General features: G+C 56.1%; 13 protein-coding genes. 8 read left to right on the forward strand and 5 right to left on the reverse strand.

Annotation, left to right across the window (positions count from 1 at the left end):
• Positions 1 to 24 precede the first annotated feature (24 nt).
• The 3 genes from pdxR to HNQ38_RS10775 all read left to right on the forward strand — a co-directional run bounded on the left by pdxR (position 25) and on the right by HNQ38_RS10775 (position 3,899).
• A complete protein-coding gene (pdxR, locus tag HNQ38_RS10765) occupies positions 25 to 1,578 on the forward strand; it encodes a MocR-like pyridoxine biosynthesis transcription factor PdxR (RefSeq protein WP_183720535.1) in 1,554 nt (517 codons plus the stop codon).
• Between the two features lie 153 nt (positions 1,579 to 1,731).
• Positions 1,732 to 2,460, forward strand: a complete 729-nt coding sequence (locus tag HNQ38_RS10770; RefSeq protein WP_183720538.1) for a response regulator — start codon at positions 1,732 to 1,734, stop codon at positions 2,458 to 2,460.
• Positions 2,457 to 3,899 carry an ATP-binding protein gene (locus tag HNQ38_RS10775; RefSeq protein WP_183720541.1) on the forward strand — a complete coding sequence of 481 codons (1,443 nt, stop codon included), beginning with the start codon at positions 2,457 to 2,459 and terminating at the stop codon, positions 3,897 to 3,899. The genes HNQ38_RS10770 and HNQ38_RS10775 overlap by 4 nt, the downstream gene beginning before the upstream one ends.
• 87 nt (positions 3,900 to 3,986) lie before the next feature.
• On the opposite strand, the gene HNQ38_RS10780 is transcribed toward HNQ38_RS10775, so the two are convergent.
• Positions 3,987 to 4,793, reverse strand: a complete 807-nt coding sequence (locus HNQ38_RS10780) for a class I SAM-dependent methyltransferase (RefSeq protein ID WP_246388110.1) — start codon at positions 4,791 to 4,793, stop codon at positions 3,987 to 3,989.
• A 252-nt stretch (positions 4,794 to 5,045) separates the two neighbouring features.
• Between HNQ38_RS10780 and HNQ38_RS10785 the strand changes: the two genes are divergently transcribed.
• Positions 5,046 to 5,522, forward strand: coding sequence for a hypothetical protein (locus tag HNQ38_RS10785; protein ID WP_183720544.1), 477 nt, complete (start codon positions 5,046 to 5,048; stop codon positions 5,520 to 5,522).
• Between the two features lie 577 nt (positions 5,523 to 6,099).
• Entirely contained in the window at positions 6,100 to 7,497 is a 1,398-nt protein-coding gene (locus HNQ38_RS10790; protein ID WP_183720547.1) for an aryl-sulfate sulfotransferase, read from the forward strand.
• Positions 7,498 to 8,051: 554 nt separating this feature from the next.
• On the opposite strand, the gene HNQ38_RS10795 is transcribed toward HNQ38_RS10790, so the two are convergent.
• The 4 genes from HNQ38_RS10795 to HNQ38_RS10810 form a co-directional block, all read right to left on the reverse strand.
• Entirely contained in the window at positions 8,052 to 11,048 is a 2,997-nt protein-coding gene (locus tag HNQ38_RS10795) for a diguanylate cyclase (protein WP_183720550.1), read from the reverse strand.
• A gap of 128 nt (positions 11,049 to 11,176) precedes the next feature.
• Positions 11,177 to 12,088, reverse strand: coding sequence for a DNA polymerase III subunit delta' (locus HNQ38_RS10800; protein ID WP_183720554.1), 912 nt, complete (start codon positions 12,086 to 12,088; stop codon positions 11,177 to 11,179).
• Between the two features lie 20 nt (positions 12,089 to 12,108).
• The gene (locus HNQ38_RS10805) at positions 12,109 to 13,386 is read right to left on the reverse strand and encodes an adenylosuccinate synthase (RefSeq protein ID WP_183720557.1); all 1,278 of its coding nucleotides are present in this window, start codon (positions 13,384 to 13,386) and stop codon (positions 12,109 to 12,111) included.
• Positions 13,387 to 13,957: 571 nt separating this feature from the next.
• Complete coding sequence (locus HNQ38_RS10810; RefSeq protein WP_183720560.1) at positions 13,958 to 14,317, reverse strand: hypothetical protein; 360 nt, start codon at positions 14,315 to 14,317, stop codon at positions 13,958 to 13,960.
• Between the two features lie 202 nt (positions 14,318 to 14,519).
• Here HNQ38_RS10810 and HNQ38_RS10815 point away from each other — a divergent pair, with 202 nt between their 5' ends.
• From HNQ38_RS10815 to HNQ38_RS10825, 3 genes are all read left to right on the forward strand, one after another.
• Positions 14,520 to 15,797: an IMP cyclohydrolase gene (locus tag HNQ38_RS10815; RefSeq protein WP_183720563.1), complete on the forward strand. Its 1,278-nt coding sequence runs from the start codon at positions 14,520 to 14,522 to the stop codon at positions 15,795 to 15,797.
• A gap of 271 nt (positions 15,798 to 16,068) precedes the next feature.
• Positions 16,069 to 17,802 (forward strand): cobyrinic acid a,c-diamide synthase CobB, encoded by a 1,734-nt coding sequence (locus tag HNQ38_RS10820; protein ID WP_183720566.1) that lies wholly within the window; start codon positions 16,069 to 16,071, stop codon positions 17,800 to 17,802.
• Entirely contained in the window at positions 17,795 to 19,051 is a 1,257-nt protein-coding gene (locus HNQ38_RS10825) for a glycosyltransferase family 2 protein (protein ID WP_183720569.1), read from the forward strand. The genes HNQ38_RS10820 and HNQ38_RS10825 overlap by 8 nt, the downstream gene beginning before the upstream one ends.
• Positions 19,052 to 19,307 lie beyond the last annotated feature (256 nt).

Below are 19,307 nucleotides of genomic sequence, written 5' to 3' on the forward strand. Positions count from 1 at the left end.
TAATAAAAAAATCATTGGGCCATTATGGGCAAACAAAGCATAACAAATGATCTGGCCGCCTTGGGCGGCTTGTTGCTCCGGCCAGGAAGCATGGGGCGGCAGCTTGCCGCCCGTCTGCGTGAAGCCATAGAAAGTGGTCAGCTTCGCCCTGGCGACAGGCTGCCAGCCAGCCGTCTGTTGGCGCGCAAGCTGGAGCTTGCGCGCGGCACTGTGGCGGATGTGTTCAGTCAGCTTGTGGCCGAGGGGTATCTTGAATCCCGTGTGGGTGCAGGAACCTATGTGGCCCGTGATCTGGGCCGCCTGCCCATCGCGGCAGGCCCGCAACGTCTGTTGCACCGCCACGCTGGCGATGCCCTGCCAAACTGGCCGCAGGCTGAACCGCCCTTTCGTTTTCCCAAACAGCTGGAAACGGCACAGGCCGATATGCCGCCCAATGCAGGGCGCTTCGCCGCCTTTGCCGAACGCTTCGCGCCGCAACCCCTGCGGCCCTTTTCTGTCGCCGTGCCCCTTGCGGGCATTGCCCCCGACCAGAACTGGCGGCGGCTGGGCAACCGTGTGCGCGCCAGTATGGAGGCCGCCCCTACGGGCTATGAAGATCCCTGTGGGCTCAAGGAACTGCGTGAAGCCATTGCCGCATATGTGCGCAAGTCCAGAGCCGTCGTCTGCGAACCGGAAAATGTGGTCATCACCAACGGCGCGCAGCAGGGCTTGTATATTACGGGGCGCATTCTGCTTGGGCCGGGCGAGCCTGCGTGGGCGGAAAATCCTGCGTATCCCGGCCTCATGACTGTGCTTGAGGACGTGCAGGCGCGGGTGTTTCGTATCCCTGTGGACGGGCAAGGCGTGGACGTCTCTGCCGGGGCGGTACAATGCCCTGACGCTCGCGCGGCATTCGTGACGCCTTCGCACCAGTTTCCTCTGGGTATGGTTATGAGCATGCCCCGCCGTATGGAGCTTCTGGCCTGGGCGCGCACCTGCGGAGCCTGGATTGTGGAAGACGACTACGACAGCGAATTGCGTTTTTCAGGCCAGCCTTTTCCTTCTTTGCAGGGGCTTGATCCGCAGCGTGTCATCTATCTTGGCACCATGAGCAAAGTGCTCTTTCCTTCATTGCGCATCGGCTATGCCATTGTGCCGCAAAGGCTTGTGGGGGCCTTTGCAGGGGCGCGCAGTCTTATGGACAAGCAGTCGCCCACGGCAGAGCAGCATGTGCTGGCCGCGTACATGAGGGAAGGCTATTTTGAGGCCCATGTGCGGCGCATCCGCAAGCTGTATGCCCAGAGAAGACAGATACTGCTGGATCTGCTGCAAGCGCGCCTTGCAAACTGGGGCAGCCCCCAACCCGGCGAGCAGGGCATGCATCTGATTTTTTGGCTGGCCCCGCATGTGGATGATGTAGCCCTGTCCCTTGCGGCATCTCGGCAAGGGCTGGCCGTGCGGCCTGTTTCATCCCTGTATGGAAAGGGAACGGGCAGGCCGGGCCTCATGCTTGGCTTTGGCGGCTTTAGCGAAAAGCAGCTTGAAGAAGGTGTGGAGACGCTGCGCCAGCTGTTTGAGCGGTATTGCCAGCTCGCTTGAGCAGGCAGCTGCGGCCGCGTGGCCGGGCTTGTAGTCTGTTTGCCGCGCATTGAAAGTTCCTGTGCGGCGGCTTAGTGTGAAAAAAGAATATAAATCCGCCTTTCAGCCGCAGCCGGTCGCAGGCGAAAACAGGGTTCATGCAGGCAGGTGAAAATGGAGCGCCGACAAACAATATGTCTTGTGGATGACGATCAGGAAATTCTCGGTCTTTTGTCGGATTACCTGAAGCAGCACGGTTTTGTGGTGAGCTGCGCTGAAAGCGGCACGGCGCTGATGGATATGTTGCGCCACAGCCAGCCTGATCTCATTGTGCTGGATGTCATGATGCCCGGCCAGGACGGCTTTGTGGTTTGCCGTGAGGTGCGTAAGCAGTGGCAGATTCCCATAATTTTCTTGAGCGCTCTGGGTGAAAGTATGGACCGTGTTGTGGGGCTTGAACTTGGGGCTGACGACTACATGGTCAAACCCTTTGAGCCTCGCGAACTTCTGGCCCGCATCCGCAGCGTGTTGCGGCGCAAGGGCGGCGCTCCTGCGCCGGGACGCTTTCACGAAAAGGGCTGCCTGTCTTTTGCTGGCTGGCGTCTGGACAGGGCCGTGCGCTGCCTGCACTCCCCTTGCGGGGTTATGGTGAACCTGAGCGGAGCCGAATACCGCCTGCTCATGGCATTTTTGCGCAATCCGCAAACAGTGCTCAGCCGTGACGCCCTTATGGAGTTGACGCAGGGCCGCAGCTTGGACGCTTTTGACAGAAGCATTGACGTACAGGTGAGCCGTTTGCGTACGCGCCTGCGTGACGAAAATGGCGAAGAAGCAGGGTTGATCAAAACCGTGCGCGGCGATGGCTATATATGGACAGCAGACGTTCGGCAGGACGGCGCATGAATACCGCGCGGCATCTGCCTAAAAGTCTGTTTTCCCGCCTGACCCTGTTTTTGCTCGGCGCTTTTTTTGTTCTGCACACCCTTACCATTTTGACGGTGGCCGACTTTTTCGAGCGGCATCTGGTGCAGAACATGTTGGCCAACCACAGTGCCACCATCGCCCTGTGCGTGCGTATGCTCGAAGCCGAGCCCGCGCAGGACAGACCCGCGCTTGTGTCCAGCTTGGCCAAGATTTCAGAAGTATCTATTACAACTCTGGACAAAAAACCCGACATGCCGCAGGGGCAGGACAAGCTTTCGCGTTTCTTTCTCGACCACATCAAGGAAGCGCTGGACGACATGTCTGTGCCGGGGCAGAAACCGAGGGCATTGCAGGCGCAGGTGCAGGTAATCGTGCTCGGTAAGGAATCCGGGGAATGGGCCTCCTTTTTTGAAAAGTTTTTTTCGCTCTGGGATGTCTCCGGTTCGTTTTTGGCGCATCTGACCGTGCAGCTTACCGACGGCACATGGCTGAACATTACCTATGCTGGGCCGGGGCATCGGGCGCACCTTGAAGACATGCCCTATCTTGTGCTGGCTCTGGAGTTTTTTGTCTTCGCGGCTCTGCTGATTCTTATTGTCTACAGGCTGGTGCGCCCCTTGCGCAGTCTTGCCAAAGCTGCCGAAAGTTTTGGCCTGAACCAGGGGGTGCCCTATATGGTGCCAGACGAAGGCCCCAGTGAAGTGCGTCATGCCGCCCAGGCTTTCAATGCCATGCAAGAGCGCATACGCGGCGTTATGGAGGAGCGGGAGCGTATGTTCGCGGCCTTGTCGCATGACCTGCGTACGCCGCTCACCCGTATGCGTCTGCGTCTTGAAAGCGCGCCCGGTGGAGAGTTTAAGCAAAAAATGCTTGAAGACGTGCACAGCCTGCACTCCATCGTAGAAATGGGCACGGCCATGACCCTGTGCGAGAGGCATGTGGAAGACCCCACCCGCACGGACATACAGGCTTTTCTTGAAGCCATTGTGGAGGACAGGCGCGAAATGGGCCAGAATGTTCTCATGACGGCGGAGCCGGACACTGCACTGTCTGCCCTGATTTTTCCTGTGGCCTTGCGGCGTTGCCTGGATAACCTGCTGGATAATGCCCTGCGTTACGGGCAAGAGGCCGTGCTTGCCGCTTCAGTGCTGCGCAGGCCCGGCGAAAAGCTGGTGTTGCGTATAGATATAGATGACAAGGGGCCAGGTATAGACCCGGCTCTGCTTGAGAAGGTTTTTGAACCGTTTTTTCGTGTGGAAGGGTCGCGTAATCGGCACACTGGCGGCCACGGCCTTGGCCTGTCCATCGCCCAAGGCATGGCTGGCATGCATAGGGGTACCCTAAATTTGAGCAATCTGCCACAAGGCGGTCTCAGGGCGCGGTTGGAACTACCGTTGGTAGAAGGGCGGCCTGCCTGACGAAAAAATGCGCGGGCACATATTCCGCAAGCAGACCGCCGTATTTCAAAACCACCTGGAACTGGCAGAGAAAACCGTTGCCCCGGTTCAGCTCTGCTTTTTTTTACCAAGCATGTAAACACTGCGTTGCGGGCGGCTGTGCGTCATAGTTTGACGCAGTACCCTGAAACCGTGCCTGCGGGCCAGTTCCGCAACTTCCGGCGGGGACAGGCGAAAGGTGTATTCTGACGGACGCCGCTGATCTTCGGGTTTTCGCCAGTCTTTAGTATGGTACTGGTTGTTGGGAACGGCATTGTACTTATGGCTGATAGTGTCAAAAACAAAAACGCCCTTGGGACTGAGGCACCCCTTATATGTTTCAAAGAAAGCGTCCAGCGATGCGCCGGGCAGGTGGTACAGCCAGTTGACCGAAAGGATGGCCCCCTGGTTTTCCGGCAGGCGTGAAGGCTCAAGGGCATTGTCCTGCCAGATGTTCAGGCTGTGGCCCATTTGCGTCTGCAATGCTTCTGAGAAAGCAAGCACGGTTTCGTCTATATCGCTGCCGTTCAGTCGTGTGAATCCCTGGGAAGCCAGCCACAGCAAGTTGGCTCCACTGCCGCAACCGGGTTCAAAAATTGCCGAATGGCGCGGCAAATGACGGGCAATCCAGCCGCAGGGGATGCACACATGCCGCCGCCAGATCCTGCGAACAATGGATTCCATATGCCATGAGGGCGCTTTGCTCTGGTTGGCAGCGGCCTGCAAAAAATTGTCTGGTACAGGAAGGGAGTGCCCCAAAGGCCATCTGTCGCGCAGATAATCAAGGCCTCTGCGAAAGAAATCCAGTGGCAATGGTGTCGAGGTATAGGGCCGCAGATGTGGGAGAGCGGTTTCGTTATGCATAACTTCATACATAACAAAGCCCGAAAGCCGGACTATGTGCACAGCATGTCAAATTGTAACAAAGTGTTGCAGGTGGTGAGCAGATGTTGGCGGCGGACCGTGATTTTGTGTAAAAAAAGTAACAGCCAATTAGCTGGGCAGGAGCGCTTTTCTTTTTTCTAAACTTTATATAGAGTAAAGACGACAGATCCAGAAGCCGCGTCAGCCGCGGATTGGCAGCATTGCCGGATCTGCCGCATACTCTGTATTTTGAGGTGAAAAGGCATGAATAAATTTTTTGGTATTCTGGCCCTGTTCTGCGCGTTGATTATGGCAGGAACAGCGGTGGCCGCCACTCCGCAGGCGGGCAAGCCCGTACAGGACAAGCCCGAAAAAAGCGTGGACCGTGTGACTGTTGTGAGCGTGACTCTTGAAGGCACAGACAGCATTGGCGCACGTTTGGGCACGACCCTGAAGGATCGCTTCAACAAAAGCAGCCTGTTCACTCTGAATGACGATGAAGAAAAAGACATCGCCAAACTCTACGTCATGATTGAGACCAAACCCGAATTTCCTGGCCGCCCCGGCGTGGGGTCAGTATATTCCGTGTGTTGGGTTTTCAAGCAGGGCAAGGGGTATCTTGGCTATCTTCTGGCCCGTGATCTTGGCACCATCAACTACGAAGATGTGGATGGCCTTGTGGACAAGCTGGTTGAGCGCACCGACGGCATAGCTGCCAAGTACAGCAGTTTGTGGAAATAGGCGGCTTGCGCCGCGCCACAATGAATTAGTTTTTCTCTCAACATGACACTCCCGGCCCGTAAGGGCATAAAGGCTCCCCACGTAGCGGGGGGCCTTTTTCTTTTTTATTTGTGGGGCGTTACTGCGGAAGTTTGGGGCTGGATTTTTGAGTGAGGGGTGTTGTGTCCTTCGGGACGAGTTTACGCGATAAGCGAATGGGGAAGAATGGAGCTGTGCTACGTGATTATCAGTGTCATTCTCTCCACGCAATGTCGTCAAATAATGATCTTAACGATTATTTAGTGTTTGGATGATGTGTTGTAAATAGCTGGAATGATGATTGAAAGAAATTTAAAACTATAGAACGGTGTAGCGATAAGAGTATATAGCTATAAAAACTAAAATATTGCTACGTTAATGATTCAGGACATTATTTGAAAAAAAGAATTAACAAGTGCGTTGTGTTGGAAAACAATGTTATTGCTGTTTGCGGAAGTGTAGTCTCTGCTACATATGTTTCTCGTGATTCCTGTCACAAATGAAAAAGTCCTCGTATGCTGAGGGTAATTCGTACTTCATTTTGAACAGAGGAGAACTTATGCGAACGAGATTTAAACGCCTTGCGCTTCTGGTTTTCACCTTTGTTATTTCTTTTGCTGCCAATGCAGTTGCTTACGAACTCCACAATGGCCCCACGGGTGTTTTGTATTACGAAAAAGACAAGTGCTTTAACGGGTATACGCTGTTTACTCCCACAGAAAAAAATAATGTCGTGTATCTTATGGACATGGAGGGGGGTATTGTACACACGTGGCACATAAAAAATGCCGAAAACTCCATTTTCCATTCACGGTTGCTGCCCGATGGTAACCTGTTGGTGTTGCGTAATGCGAAAAATGAAGACGCACATGCGAAAATCGGCGGGTGGGCAGGCATTCTTGATGAAATCAACTGGAATGGCAATGTAGTGTGGTCTTACCAGATGGCCGACAATGACCATATTTCGCATCACACCTTTGACCGCATGCCCAATGGGAACACATTGATTTTGGGTTGGGAGAGGGTATCCAACGATAAAATGATAGCCAAGGGCCGTGATCCTAAAACCATTCCCTCAGAGCCTGTGATTATCAAGGGCAAGGCACTCACCGACTTTTGGGTTGATTTTGTTCGTGAAGTGGACAAAAGCGGCAAAACCGTGTGGGAATGGCGCCTCATGGATCATCTGGGCAAAGGGCAGGATCAGCTTGATCCCAATTATATCGTCCCCAAAAAGGCGGGAGCAGGTTACGACAGCTATGACTGGTCGCACTTCAACACCTTGGAATTTGTTCCAGGAAAAGATGGCAACGACAAAGTGCTTATGAATTCTCGCAATTTTTCCGAAGCACTGCTTGTTGATAAAAAAACTGGAAAAATTGAATGGCGTTGGGGCAACCCGTCTTCTCACGGCAAGGGTGCAGCTCCAACATGGTATGACGATCAGTCCCAGATTATTTTCGGTTCACATCATGCCTCAATGATCGGGGAAAACCTGATCTCCATTTTTGACAATGGTTCAGAACGCGCCGAACCCAACCGCTCCCGAGTGCTGGAGGTTGATGTGCCCACGGGCAAGATTGTATGGGAATATGCGGCTAATGACGGCAATAGTTTTTTCAGTTACCGCCAGGGTGCGGCTCAAAAACTGCCTAATGGCAACTATCTGGTCACCTCCACGCAGCATGGTCACCTTTTTGAGGTCACTCGCGACAAGAAGGTGGTTTGGGAGTTCATTAGCCCGATTATGGAAGGCAAAAATTCTCCGATCATGCTGGACGCGGAGCATGTGCTGCGCACGCCAAAGGGTGTGCCGGTGACGCACATGTATCAAAATATGATCCACCGTGCCTACCGCTATGGGCCTGACTATCCGGGCCTTAAGGGCAAAGACCTTTCTGCCAAGGGGTACATAGTAACAGATGGCAAGAAATGGTTTGAGATGAATCGGAAGTAAGCGCCATATTGTAAGTGGTATGAAGTTGGATATAGGGTGAATGTTTTTCAATTTGTATTGTTTTGGCCGCCTCTGCGGTGTCGCCACGAGGAGAATTTTCTTGTTATTTCAAGGAGGGCGAACTTTTTATGTAGGGAGCGTACTCTTATAGTACTCGACTGGAATAAAAGGAGAAGCCCGACGCAGAAATAACTGGAAAGGCGTTCGTGACGGCACTGCCTGCGCGGCGTGCGGCAGAGCTAAAGAGAAGGAAAACCGCCGTACCCGCAGGGTACAAATGGTTTTATAAAAGCGACACCGTTTTTCTACTGCGCCCGCAGGGCATGCCTTCCCCTTAAAAAAGAAAATCGGCTGCCCACTCGCCAACAAGTAAACAGCCGTCAAAAATCAAAAAATAATATTACTCTAGGCGGTGTCGTCACGAGATGAATTTTCTTGTGATTTCAAGGAGAACGAGACTTTTATGTAGGGGGCGTACTCTGGTAGTACTCGACTGGAATAAAAGGCGAAGTTCGACGCGGAAATAACTGGAAAGGCGCTCGTGACGACACTGCCTAATCAGCAGCGTCATTTTGCGCGTCATTCTCCTGTTGCTCGGCCAACTCTTCATCCGTCAGCGCATCATCATGAAAAACATAACGATTTTTGCCAAGCTGCTTGGCCCTGTACTGGGCATTGTCCGCCTTTTGCAGCGCTTCTTCATAGGACGTTTCGCCGCCATCGAACATATAAATACCAATACTTGCGGTAATATCTACCGCTTTGCCCTCGCGTTCAAAATGCATTGAGAGCGAACTCAGTACCGATTCGGCCCGGGCAGACATGGCGTTGCGGGTAATGCCCATCGCAAAAACGCAAAATTCGTCGCCGCCAAAGCGCCCCACTGCATCGGCATTGCGGAAGATGCGCTTGAGAGCATCCGCTGTCTCGGCCAGAGCGGCATCGCCCACTATGTGCCCCAAACTGTCATTGAGGGCCTTGAAGTTGTCCAGGTCCAGAAAAAGTAGGGCATGCGTGTTGTTGCCCTGGGGTTTGCACGGCAGATTCTGTACGACCCTCTCGCGAAAGGCCACCTTGTTGTAGAGGTCTGTGAGGCTGTCGCGCTGAGAAAGGCGCTCCAGCTCTGCTCTGCGGCGCACCTCTTCGTCAATATCCACAATCTTGCCCACGATGCGCAGAGGAGCGTCTTTCTTGCTGATGCGCGTGGTTTGCACTCGGCACCAGATATAACGGCCCATAGCCGTTGGCACGCGCATGACGCCAAAGACCGTGCGCTCGCCGGCGCGCACCCGCCGCCGCATTTCCGCAAGAGCGGGAATGTCGTCCGGGTGTACGATCTGGTCATTGCGTGGCCGCCCATCAGGAGCGAACAGCGGCGTGCCTTCGCGGCCAAACTTGGTATAAAAGTTGGGTGAGCAGGTGTACTGGCCTTTTTCCGTGTCCACATCAAAAATGATGTCCTGCGACTGCTCAAGAATAATGCGGTAGCGCTCTTTTTCCTGCTCCAGTTCTTCCTGCATTTGTTTTTGGTCGGTGATGTCCACAACCACACAATCCAGGCAGGGTTGGGAAATCTCGTGCTCGTCGCTGGACCATGTGCAACGCAAAAGCGCGGGTATCCAAAGGCCATTCTTCCGGCGCAGGCTCAGCTCCATATTGATTGCCGAGCCTTCTTGCTGCTGACTTTCCAGGCGCCGATACAGCTGTTCGGCTTCAGCGGGACGCAAAAAGTCGGCAAGACTTGGCATCTCAGGCGGGTTGTCGCCATAATCCAGAAGGTGCCAAAACCCGCTGTTGGCATTGCGGATATCCAGACGCACGTTGGGTGTAAGGCTGATGACGCCGCCGTTGATGTTGTTGGCCATATTGGTCAGGCGGCGTTCGCTTTTTGAGGCGGATTTTTTGTTCTTTCCCCGCAAAAAGAGAATATAGCCAAGAAGAGCCAGGGCAAAGAGCAGCAACTCACCAACGATCAGAAGCAGGGTGCGGTATTCGTAGACCATGTCCTTCAGGCTCAGGGGCGTGGCTACGGCGGAAATGTTTTCTGAAATTATCTGGCTTTTGCTTTTTTCGTCCACATCCATGAGCTGCTTGTTGAGCAGGGTAAGCAGTATGGGCGGCATAGTAGCGTTAACGGCCAGGCGGGTATCTTCAAAGCCATTGTACCCCTGCAGGGGAAGTACTTCCCTGAACCGTGGCTTGGCCAGAAGGTAGTCCACCTCAAGCGTGTTTTGCAGCAGCAGGTCGGCCTGATCTTCGGCAACCGCTTTCAGGCATTCTTCCGTATTATTGAAGAAGCACAACCGCATGTCTGGATAGTACATTTCCAGATAGTTGCGGCCATCATACCAGTTTGCAGGCATGGCAACCGACAGGGACGCCTTGGGAGTAATTTCAAAAAAGTTTTTGCCATACAGGCTTAATCCACTGCGCAGCAGAGGAGAAGAGAGCCTGTAGACGGGACTGGTCTTGTTGCCCGGCGTGAACATGACCCCGGCGCACAGATCAATCTTGTCGCGCACAAAATATTCATCAAGGTTTGTGTCCTGTTCATTCATGGGCACAAAGGTGAAGCGCAGGCCGCTGGTTCGCCCCATAAGGCGCAGAAGGTCGGGTAAAATGCCTCTGGCTTCACCTGTTTCAGGCTCAAACCAGGACATGGGTTTGCGGTCTGGAATGTAGCCCACGCGCAGGGCGGGGCTTTCAGTGACAAAATCTCGCTCTGCCTTGGTCAGCGGAGTCTGGTAGCTGCGCCACATATGGGCGCGGGCCAGCCTGTTTTCAAGATCAGGCTGTTCGAGCTTCAGCTGGGCCATGGCCTGTTCCAGCTCTTCCATCAGAGCCGGGTTGGTATTTGTGGTTATAAAGAAGAAAGGCAGTGGATCATACTTGGCAAGGATGGTTTCATCGTCCTTGAGGGCGGTCACCGTGGTCAGAATGGCGTCCAGTTTGCCTTCGGTCATGGCTTGCCGCAGGGCTGTGAGGTCGCTGAAAGGCAACACCGGCGGAGGTGTAAAGCCGCTATGCCTGGCGTAGTTTGCAAAGCCCTTTTGCCAAGGGCTTTCGGCAGTTCTGCCTATGCGCAGTTTTTCAAAACTCTTGAAATCTTCATAGATAAAAGGCGTGCCCTTGGGGGCGATGAGGGCAGTGTAGGTGGTGCCGTAAGCATAAGGACTGTAAAGAAAGCGCTTTGCGCGTTCAGGAGTGAACAGGGCTCCGCCCAGAAGATCTATGTGCTCTTTGTTCAGAGCTTCGAGCGCTGTATGCCAGTTGTCAAAGTGGACATATTCCACACGCCAGCCGGCATACCTGCTGATGTGTTCCAGATAATCCACACTGTAGCCGACAGCCTGGCCGTTTTCCATGCGGTGAAAGCCCGCGAGAGGGTAGACGCCCACCCACACGGTACGGGAAGCAGCGTAGGACAGCAAAGGCGACACCGCCTGCACCAGGCAGAGAACCGCCCAGGCAAGAAGCGCCAGGACGCGGATGTTCCTGTGCATGTGCCCTTGTCCCCCATTGAAGCCTGCGCCAGTAGTAGGATCCGGCATCGTTGACTGGCCGCTAGCACGCCATGCGCTATGCCCATAATTCGGCAAAGACCTGTGACCACGCGCCAACCGCAAATGCCGGGCGCATACATTACAGCGCCAGTTTCGGCTTTCGAACAGTTACCGTCTTAACTGCCACCCCGCAGCCGCAACGCGTAAATGCGCGCGGCCAGCGCCTCAACCACACGCGCAGGGGTCAACCCGTATTGCAGGGCGTCCTGTGCTTCGGCGAGCCACTGGCAGACCAGTGCCAGACCTTGTGGCCGTAGAGTAGCCAGAGCTGCGTCGAGTGGTGAGGATACGTTATCAGGTATCGGTTTTGATATTATACGGTTTATGGCTTTCTGGCAACCAAGCATGAGACGCGCCGCTCCTGTGGCGTCCAAGGCTCCTTTGGCTGCAAGAGCGTCAAGAAGTCCCTGGCCGCTCAACAGGAAGTGCGCCAGCTTTTCTTCCCACGGGCGCATGTCGTCATCTACGCCGTGGCTGTCGGGCCAGGGGAGAGTGAGACAGAAAGAACGGGAAACCAGGGTAGGCAGAAGCTGCTCGCGCTGGGGGGCAAGCAGTACAAACACTGTGGTGGCGGAAGGTTCTTCAAGCGCCTTGAGCAAGGCATTGGCGGCTTCGTCGCGGGTAAGGCTCAGGCCAGAGAGCACAACCACCCTGCGGCCAGAGCCGTGCGGCGCATCGCGCAGGCGGCTTTTGAGCTCCCGCACGCGCTCCATATTAAAGGCGCGTACGGGGCCGGGATTTTCTTCGTCTTCGCGGTTACTAATGCGTCCGTCGTAGGCCGCAAGGTCCAGATGCTCGCCCGCAGCCGTTTGCAGGCAGGACGGGCACGCAAGGCAGGGGGAGCCTGTGGCGGCGGCCTGCGGGCAATTGATGCGCGCAGCCCAGTAAAGAGCCATATCGCGCCGCTGGAACTCGCTGCCGCCTTCAAACAGCAATACCTGAGGCGGAGCCGCCCCAAGGCGGTTCAGAACTTCCTTGAGGCGGTCAAAAGCCGGATCGGCAATAGCCTGTAGCAGTGGCGCGTTCATAGGCGCACGGCAGGTGCGCCTTAGCGCACGATGGTCTGCTTGCGCTCGGCGCCCACGGAAACCAGGCTCACCTTCACGCCCACAAGCTCTTCGATGCGGGCAATGTAGGAGCGCACGGTTTCGGGCAGGTCGTCAAAGCGGGTGCACCCGGTGATGTCTTCTTCAAAGCCGGGCAGATCTTCATAAATCGGGGTGACTTTTTCCAGAGCGCCTTCTTCCTGCGGCATGTAGTCGAGCTTGCGCCCTTCATGCTCATAGGCCACGCAGATGCGCAGGCCGGGAAGATTCTGCAGCACGTCCAGTTTGGTCAGGGCAATGTCTGTCATGCCGCACAGGCGCACGCTTTCACGCAGCACAACGGCGTCCAGCCAGCCGCAGCGGCGGGGGCGGCCCGTGGTTGCGCCGAATTCGTGACCCTGGGTGCGCAGGTAGCTGCCCGTATCGTCAAGCTGCTCGGTGGGGAAGGGGCCGGAGCCCACGCGGGTGGTGTAGGCTTTGACGATGCCCACCACGCGGTCGAGGCTTGAAGGGCCAACGCCGCAACCGGCGGAGGCATTGCCCGCGACGGTATTGGAGGAAGTCACAAAGGGGTAGGTGCCGTGGTCGATATCCAGGTGAATGCCCTGAGCGCCTTCAAAAAGAATGTCGCCGCCTTCCGCCTGAATTTCCTGAAGCCTGTCTTCCACTTCAGTCAGATAGGGCACAAGACGCGGAGCCAGCGCCAGCAGTTCTTCACAAACGGCGGCTTCGTCCAGGGGATCAAATTTGTACAGATCGCGCAGCAGGGTGTTCTTTTCCTGCAGGGCATGCGCCACTTTGGCGCGCAGCAGGGCAGGATTGGCCAAATCGCCAGCCCGCAGGCCCACGCGCGCGGCCTTGTCTTCGTAACAGGGGCCGATGCCGCGTCCGGTAGTGCCGATTTTGTGGGCGGCGCGCTTGGCTTCGCGGGCTTTGTCCAGGCTCTTGTGGTAGGCCATGATGAGGTGGGCCTTTTTACTGATGCCAAGCCTGGCCGGAGAAACGTCAATGCCCTTGGCAGCCAGATGGTCCACTTCTTCAAGGAACACAAAGGGGTCGAGCACTACGCCATTGCCGATGAGGCACATCTTGCCGTCATGCAGAATGCCGGAGGGAATGAGGTGCAGAATGGTTTCTTCGCCCTGAACCTTGATGGTGTGCCCGGCATTGTTGCCGCCTTGAAAACGGACAATGGCCCGGCTCTGGGCGCTCAGCATGTCAACGATTTTGCCCTTGCCTTCGTCGCCCCACTGTGCGCCGATGATGACCGTATTAGCCATGATATTACCTGCCTGAAACGCCGCGGCCGGGGCGGCGTGCTGTCATGAAGGAAGCGTTGTGCGCCTTTGGACGCAACAAATGAACGCTTTGTCAACGTGCCAAAAACGGGACGCAAAGCCTTTCATGGTACCTATCTCGTATGCAAATACAAGTCAAATGTTCATGCTGGATTGAAATCGGGCTCGCAGCGATCTTTGCGCAGGGGCATGCTCATGCGCCAGGGTTGTTGGCGGCAAGGGCAGGGCGTAGCCGGACTTTATGTAGATACTGGCTGAGATTCGATTGCCTGAAATATTTTGTATTTCAAGGACGATAGCGCGCGAAATCCGTGTTTGTAAACAGGCCGCCCGTTGCATACCAGCGGACGGTTCGGTTTGCTCGCCTTGCCGTGTAACCGTACTCAGCGCTGAAATTCCTCAGGAAAACGCTGATTTATTCAGTTTGGCGGCGTTGCTTCGCTTTTTTTGAAACAGTCGAGGACGGAAGTGTCCACTCCTGCTTCAAAGAAAGGCCGTGCCTTGCCAACCGAAATAACTGCGCGTTTTCAGGAGCTCTTTAATCAGTGCTTCCCTAATTTTCGTCGTTTTCGCCACTTTCGCTGTCTTGCTTGAGGGGGCGGAACTCCAGAACCCTGCAACGTTGTGCGGGCGCAGGTTCTTGCGGCGTTTCAAGGGCAAAGTCGGGAGCGAGGTTGGGCAATTGCGGATCAAGCCCTTCCTGTCCCTGGCTCTGACGCGACCAGTGAAAGTTGAAGAGCTGATTTTTCCAGCGCTTGGCCTGGATGAGAGAAAAGATAAGGGTTGCCTCTTCCCATCTTTTGGTAGGTTCAAAGCGGCTGGTTGTGGTGGCGTACTTGCTCCACAGCGACATAAGCGACGCTTCGTCAATAGTATCCAGTTGCTGTGCCAGCCGGGCAAGCAATTTTTCCATATATCCTCCCCTGATGCGGGCCAGTGGCAGCAAGCTGCGGTCCGCGTTTTGCGCCCCGTGGGCGACAAGGCAATGTAGGGCCTGGTTCAACTTTCGTCAACGCGTGCCAACAGCCGCCGGGCGGCTGCCTTGGGTCTGGTGGCGCGGGGCATTCTGTGCTATGCAAAGCCCTCACCTGACCAGCGAACATCTGGAGGCACGCATGTCGGATCTCAAGGCCATGTACAGCACCGTCCGCAAGGACGCTTTTCCCGAAACCATGACCATTATTCTTGGTGATGAAAAACTCGTCTTTCAAAAGCGCGTCTGGACGCTGGATGGCGAGGAAAAAGGCCTGCGCTACGGGGAAAACCCCGATCAGCCCGCAGCTCTCTATGCCCTGAAAGAAGGTTCCATCACCTGTGGCGGTCTCCAGTGGCGCGGCCCCGGACACGGCATTGTTTCTGCCATGACCGAAGAGCAGATGATCCAGGCGGGCAAACACCCTGGCAAAACCAATCTGACGGATGTGGACAACGGCGCCAATATTCTTCAGTACCTCGCTGACCGCCCTGCGGCCATCATTTTAAAGCACAACAATCCTTGCGGCGCGGCCTGGAGCAAGGACGGCGTGGCCGCTGCCCTTGACAAGGCGTTCTGGTGCGACCGCATCGCCGCCTTTGGCGGGGCTGTGGTGGTCAACCGTCCCTTCACCCGTGAAGCCGCAGAAATTGTGGCTGCCAACTATTTTGAAGTGGTGGCTGCCCCGGCTTTTGAAGAGGGCGCGGTTGAGATACTCAAGGGCCGCAAAAATTTGCGCATTATGGAATTGCCTGGCCTTGGCCGGCTGGAAGAACTGACCTCTTCGGCCTTTCTTGACATCAAGAGTCTGGCCGACGGCGGCATTGTGGTACAGAAGTCCTTTGTGAACCGCATACTTTCCGGCAAGGATTTTCTGCCAGCCACAGCCACCACCAAGGAAGGGCTTTCCGTGGCGGCGCGTGCGCCCAGCCCGGCGGAACTTGACGACCTGCGCTTTGCCTGGGCCGTGGAGGCCGGGGTTACTTCCAATTCGGTCATTTTTGTGCGCGACGGTGCAACCCTTGCCATTGGCACGGGCGAGCAGGACCGTGTGGGCTGCGTGGAGCTTGCCATCCACAAGGCGCATACCAAGTATGCGGATACGCTGGCTTTCCGTGAGCTGGGCATGACCTTGTACGAGCTCAAGCTCAAGGCAGCGCAGGACGCGGATATGGCGGAAAAGCTGGCCGACATCGAGCGGCGCACTGAGGAGACCCACGGCGGCCTTGCTGGTTCGGCCCTGGTGTCTGACGGCTTCTTCCCCTTCCGTGACGGCGTGGACGTGGCTTTGGCGCAGGGCGTTACTGCCATTGCGCAGCCCGGAGGCTCCATGCGCGATGCGGAAGTAATCATGGCCTGCAATGAGGCCAGCCCGCAGGTGGCTATGGTGTACACGGGGCAGCGCTCTTTCAAGCACTAGACAGCGCCCGGATAGAATGGCCATTGAGGATGCGCGCCTGCGCGTGCGCATCCTCAATGGATAAAGATCGCTTTTCTGAGTGGCAAACGCATGCCAGCAATGCGGTCTTACTACATAGCGCCGCAACTTTATGGATTGAAGTGTCCGGTTGGCATCTGTTTTTTGCTGCGCCAGAATCCCTTCATCCTGAAACCGCCTGACAGCAGTTTTTCCGCACACCTGGTCTGCAACCTTACTGCCTCGATCTGGCCCGATCACCACGCGGAGCGTCATGAGTCAAGTAACCACGCCCCATACCGCCATTCTGCCGACCTTTTTGCCCCGGCTTTGCGTGACTGCCCTTTCGGGCGGTGGCGGTAAAACATTGCTTTCCCTGGGTTTGTGCCGCGCTTTTTCCCTGCGTGGTGTCACGGTGCAACCCTTCAAGAAAGGGCCGGACTATATTGACGCGGCATGGCTGCGTCTGGCCGCAGGTCTGCCCGCCGCCAATCTTGATCCCTATTTTCTTGAAGCGCCGCGTTTGCGCGCGCTTTTTGTTCACACCATGCGGGTTGCTGCCGCCAGACAGGCCAATGGCTGCGGATGCGGCGATCCAGCTTCTCAGTCCGGTCGGTTGCTTGGTTTGCTGGAGGGCAACCGGGGATTTTTCGACGGCATGGACGCGCACGGCTCATGCTCCACAGCCGAATTGTCGCGCATACTGTCGTGCCCTGTGATTATTAGTGTGGACTGCACCAAGATGACGCGCACCGCGGCAGCTCTGGTACGCGGTATGCTGACTTTTGAGCCTGGCATTTCCTTTGCGGGCGTGGTGCTCAATCAGGTGGGTTCGGCGCGGCATGAGCGCATATTGCGGCAGGCTTTGGAAGAACACACGGATGTGCCCGTGCTCGGCGCTCTGCCCCGGCTGGCCGAAAATCCGCTGCCTGAGCGGCACATGGGCATAGCCTCCTGCGGGGATGATCTTTCGCCGCAGGCGCAGCAGGTGCTGGATACGCTGGCGGCCTTTGTGAGCGGGCATGTGGATATGGACCGTATTCTGGCCGCCGCCGAAAGCGCTCCAGACCTCGACGCCGAGCCTTTCTGGCCGGAACCCAGTGAGAATACCGACCCTTCTGCGGCAGTGAAGCAGAGGCGTGACGTGGATGCTGTGACTCTTCAGGCATCCGGCCAAGCCACAGGCATGAGCGGCCCGGAATCAGTTGAAAAGCGCAAGCCGCGCATCGGTTATGTGCGTGACGCCGCCCTGTGGTTTTATTATGAGGAAAATCTTGAAGCTCTGCGCCGCGCAGGGGCCGAGCTTGTGCGTCTTTCCCTGCTGGACGGCGCGGACGGCGACCATACGAAATCTGACTGGCCGCAGATTGATGCCCTGTATTTGGGCGGCGGTTTTCCCGAAGACCATGTGGAGGCCTTGAGCGCCTCGCCCACGCTGCGGCAACTGGCGCAGTGGGCGGAGCAAGGCATGCCCATCTATGCGGAATGCGGCGGATTTATGGTGCTTTCGCGCGGTATTGAACGTCAGGGCAAGCTGTGGCCAATGGGGGGCATTCTTCCGGTGACGGCGGTGTTTTGTCCCAAACCGCAAGGCCTTGGCTATGTGCGCGGCAGGATCACTGGCGAAAATCCTTTTTTCCCGCTTCAAACGGAATTGCGCGGTCACGAATTTCATTACTCCCATTGCCGGTGGGAAGAGACGGCGGAGCAGCTGACGGACGCAGTGGCAGACCCTCAGGAGCTTACGGCTCCGGGGCAGAGCCGCCAGCCCTCACCGCGTTGGGCCATGCAACTGCGCAAGGGGCAGGGCATGGGGCTGCCCCCTGTGTCCGAAAAGCAGAATGCGGGCAGCGAGTCAGAACCGCAAAAGGTTGATGGCCTTGTGTTCCGTAATGTCTGGGCCTCCTACACCCACATTTTTGGTCCGGCAGCGCAAGGCTGGGCAGAGAGTTTTGTGACTGCCGCCAGCGATTTCGCTGCACACGTCAGGAGCGGCAGTCATGAGTAGCACGGCCAGGGTTTCCATCATTATTCCCGCCTGGAACCTCTGGCAGATGACCGCCGCCTGCCTGCGCTCTTTGGCCGAGCATACGCAAGACGAAAATGTGGAAGTGGTGGTTGTGGACAACGGCTCCACTGACGCCACGGCCACTGAACTTGAGCCGCTGGGCAATGCTTTGTTCGGTGCGGATTTTTGCCGTGTGCGCCTGTCTGACAATCAGGGGTTCGCCAAAGGGTGTAATGCTGGAGCCAAAGCAAGTGGCGGCGATCTGCTCCTTTTTTTGAATAATGATACCACGATGACGCCAGGCTGGCTGCCGCCCTTGCGGCAAGCGCTGGAGCAGCCCCGGGTAGGGGCGGTGGGGCCATTGCTGCTCTATCCCAATGGCACGGTGCAGCACTGCGGCATCTACTTTACGCCCTTTATGGCTGTGGGCCATCTTTATGATGGCTTTCCCGCCGGGCACCCTGCGCCCCGCAAAAAACATCCGCTCCAGGCCATAACCGGGGCGGCCATGCTGCTGCGCAAAAGCGCGTTTATGGACTGCGGCGGCTTTTTTGAAGAATACCGCAACGGTTTTGAAGATATGGATCTGTGCTGCGAACTGCGCGCGCGGGGCCATAAGCTCGCCGTGGCGGGAAACAGCGTTGTTGTCCACCATACCAGCCAGACGCCGGGCCGCTTTGATCACAACACCTTCAACGGTGAGCTGCTCATGCGCCGCCAAGGGAAAAATCTGAGGCCAGACTTGCACACGCTGGCGGCTCTGGATGGCTATCAGCTTGAAATGGGGCCGGACCTCGACCTGTGGCTGGCCCTGCCAGAGGCGCGGGAAACCGCACGCAACGAAGATTTTGATGCGCAGCCGCAGAATGAAGAAATCTGCCGCAAGTTGCTTGAGCAGGAACCTCTTTGGCGAGGCGGCTGGTATCGGCTTATGGACATGATTGAAGCGCAGGGGAATTTGTGTGAAGCCCTGCTGTGCGCCACCCGTTGCGCCATGTTTTTTGGAGATGCTGATTCTCGTGAACGGCTGCTGACTCTCACCAGCAGGGTTGAAGGACCGCAAAGCGCCGCATCGCTGCGGGCAGCTTTTGGGGCATCGGCAACTGCCGCAACTGCCACTGGGGCAGAGGAAAAATCTTCTGCCTCAAAAGTGCGGGTACAGCAGGCCAGGCGCGCGGCGTACGCACACGGAGATGGCATACTGGCTGAAATTTTTAATCAGTGGCTTTTGCGGTACGGCGGGGCGTAATTCTTTTATGCACAGCCCATCTGTGGTCAGATGTATCAAGGCTCCTTTGGCATTGCTGAAGGAGCCTTGTTTTATTGCTGTGCTCAATCCTCGCACCGGGACATCATAAATTTTGAACCTCTGCTTTCACAAAGTTACACAGCGGCAGAGGGCGTATCCCCGAGTCAGGTTGACCAGAACCATGATGAAATCAGGAAACTATTTTAATATTGTATAATCTAATATTATATCTTATTGATAAGAAAAGCTTTTTTAT

Source organism: Desulfovibrio intestinalis (assembly GCF_014202345.1).
Lineage (GTDB): Bacteria > Desulfobacterota > Desulfovibrionia > Desulfovibrionales > Desulfovibrionaceae > Desulfovibrio > Desulfovibrio intestinalis.

What these genes read in the sequence shown, in the direction of transcription:
- HNQ38_RS10815 (WP_183720563.1), top strand. Translation starts at nt 14,520, where the DNA reads ATGTCGGATCTCAAGGCCATGTACAGCACCGTCCGCAAGGACGCTTTT.
- HNQ38_RS10795 (WP_183720550.1), bottom strand. Translation starts at nt 11,048, where the DNA reads ATGCCGGATCCTACTACTGGCGCAGGCTTCAATGGGGGACAAGGGCAC.
- HNQ38_RS10775 (WP_183720541.1), top strand. Translation starts at nt 2,457, where the DNA reads ATGAATACCGCGCGGCATCTGCCTAAAAGTCTGTTTTCCCGCCTGACC.
- HNQ38_RS10800 (WP_183720554.1), bottom strand. Translation starts at nt 12,088, where the DNA reads ATGAACGCGCCACTGCTACAGGCTATTGCCGATCCGGCTTTTGACCGC.
- HNQ38_RS10785 (WP_183720544.1), top strand. Translation starts at nt 5,046, where the DNA reads ATGAATAAATTTTTTGGTATTCTGGCCCTGTTCTGCGCGTTGATTATG.
- HNQ38_RS10780 (WP_246388110.1), bottom strand. Translation starts at nt 4,793, where the DNA reads ATGTATGAAGTTATGCATAACGAAACCGCTCTCCCACATCTGCGGCCC.
- HNQ38_RS10790 (WP_183720547.1), top strand. Translation starts at nt 6,100, where the DNA reads ATGCGAACGAGATTTAAACGCCTTGCGCTTCTGGTTTTCACCTTTGTT.
- pdxR (WP_183720535.1), top strand. Translation starts at nt 25, where the DNA reads ATGGGCAAACAAAGCATAACAAATGATCTGGCCGCCTTGGGCGGCTTG.
- HNQ38_RS10810 (WP_183720560.1), bottom strand. Translation starts at nt 14,317, where the DNA reads ATGGAAAAATTGCTTGCCCGGCTGGCACAGCAACTGGATACTATTGAC.
- HNQ38_RS10820 (WP_183720566.1), top strand. Translation starts at nt 16,069, where the DNA reads ATGAGTCAAGTAACCACGCCCCATACCGCCATTCTGCCGACCTTTTTG.
- HNQ38_RS10805 (WP_183720557.1), bottom strand. Translation starts at nt 13,386, where the DNA reads ATGGCTAATACGGTCATCATCGGCGCACAGTGGGGCGACGAAGGCAAG.
- HNQ38_RS10825 (WP_183720569.1), top strand. Translation starts at nt 17,795, where the DNA reads ATGAGTAGCACGGCCAGGGTTTCCATCATTATTCCCGCCTGGAACCTC.
- HNQ38_RS10770 (WP_183720538.1), top strand. Translation starts at nt 1,732, where the DNA reads ATGGAGCGCCGACAAACAATATGTCTTGTGGATGACGATCAGGAAATT.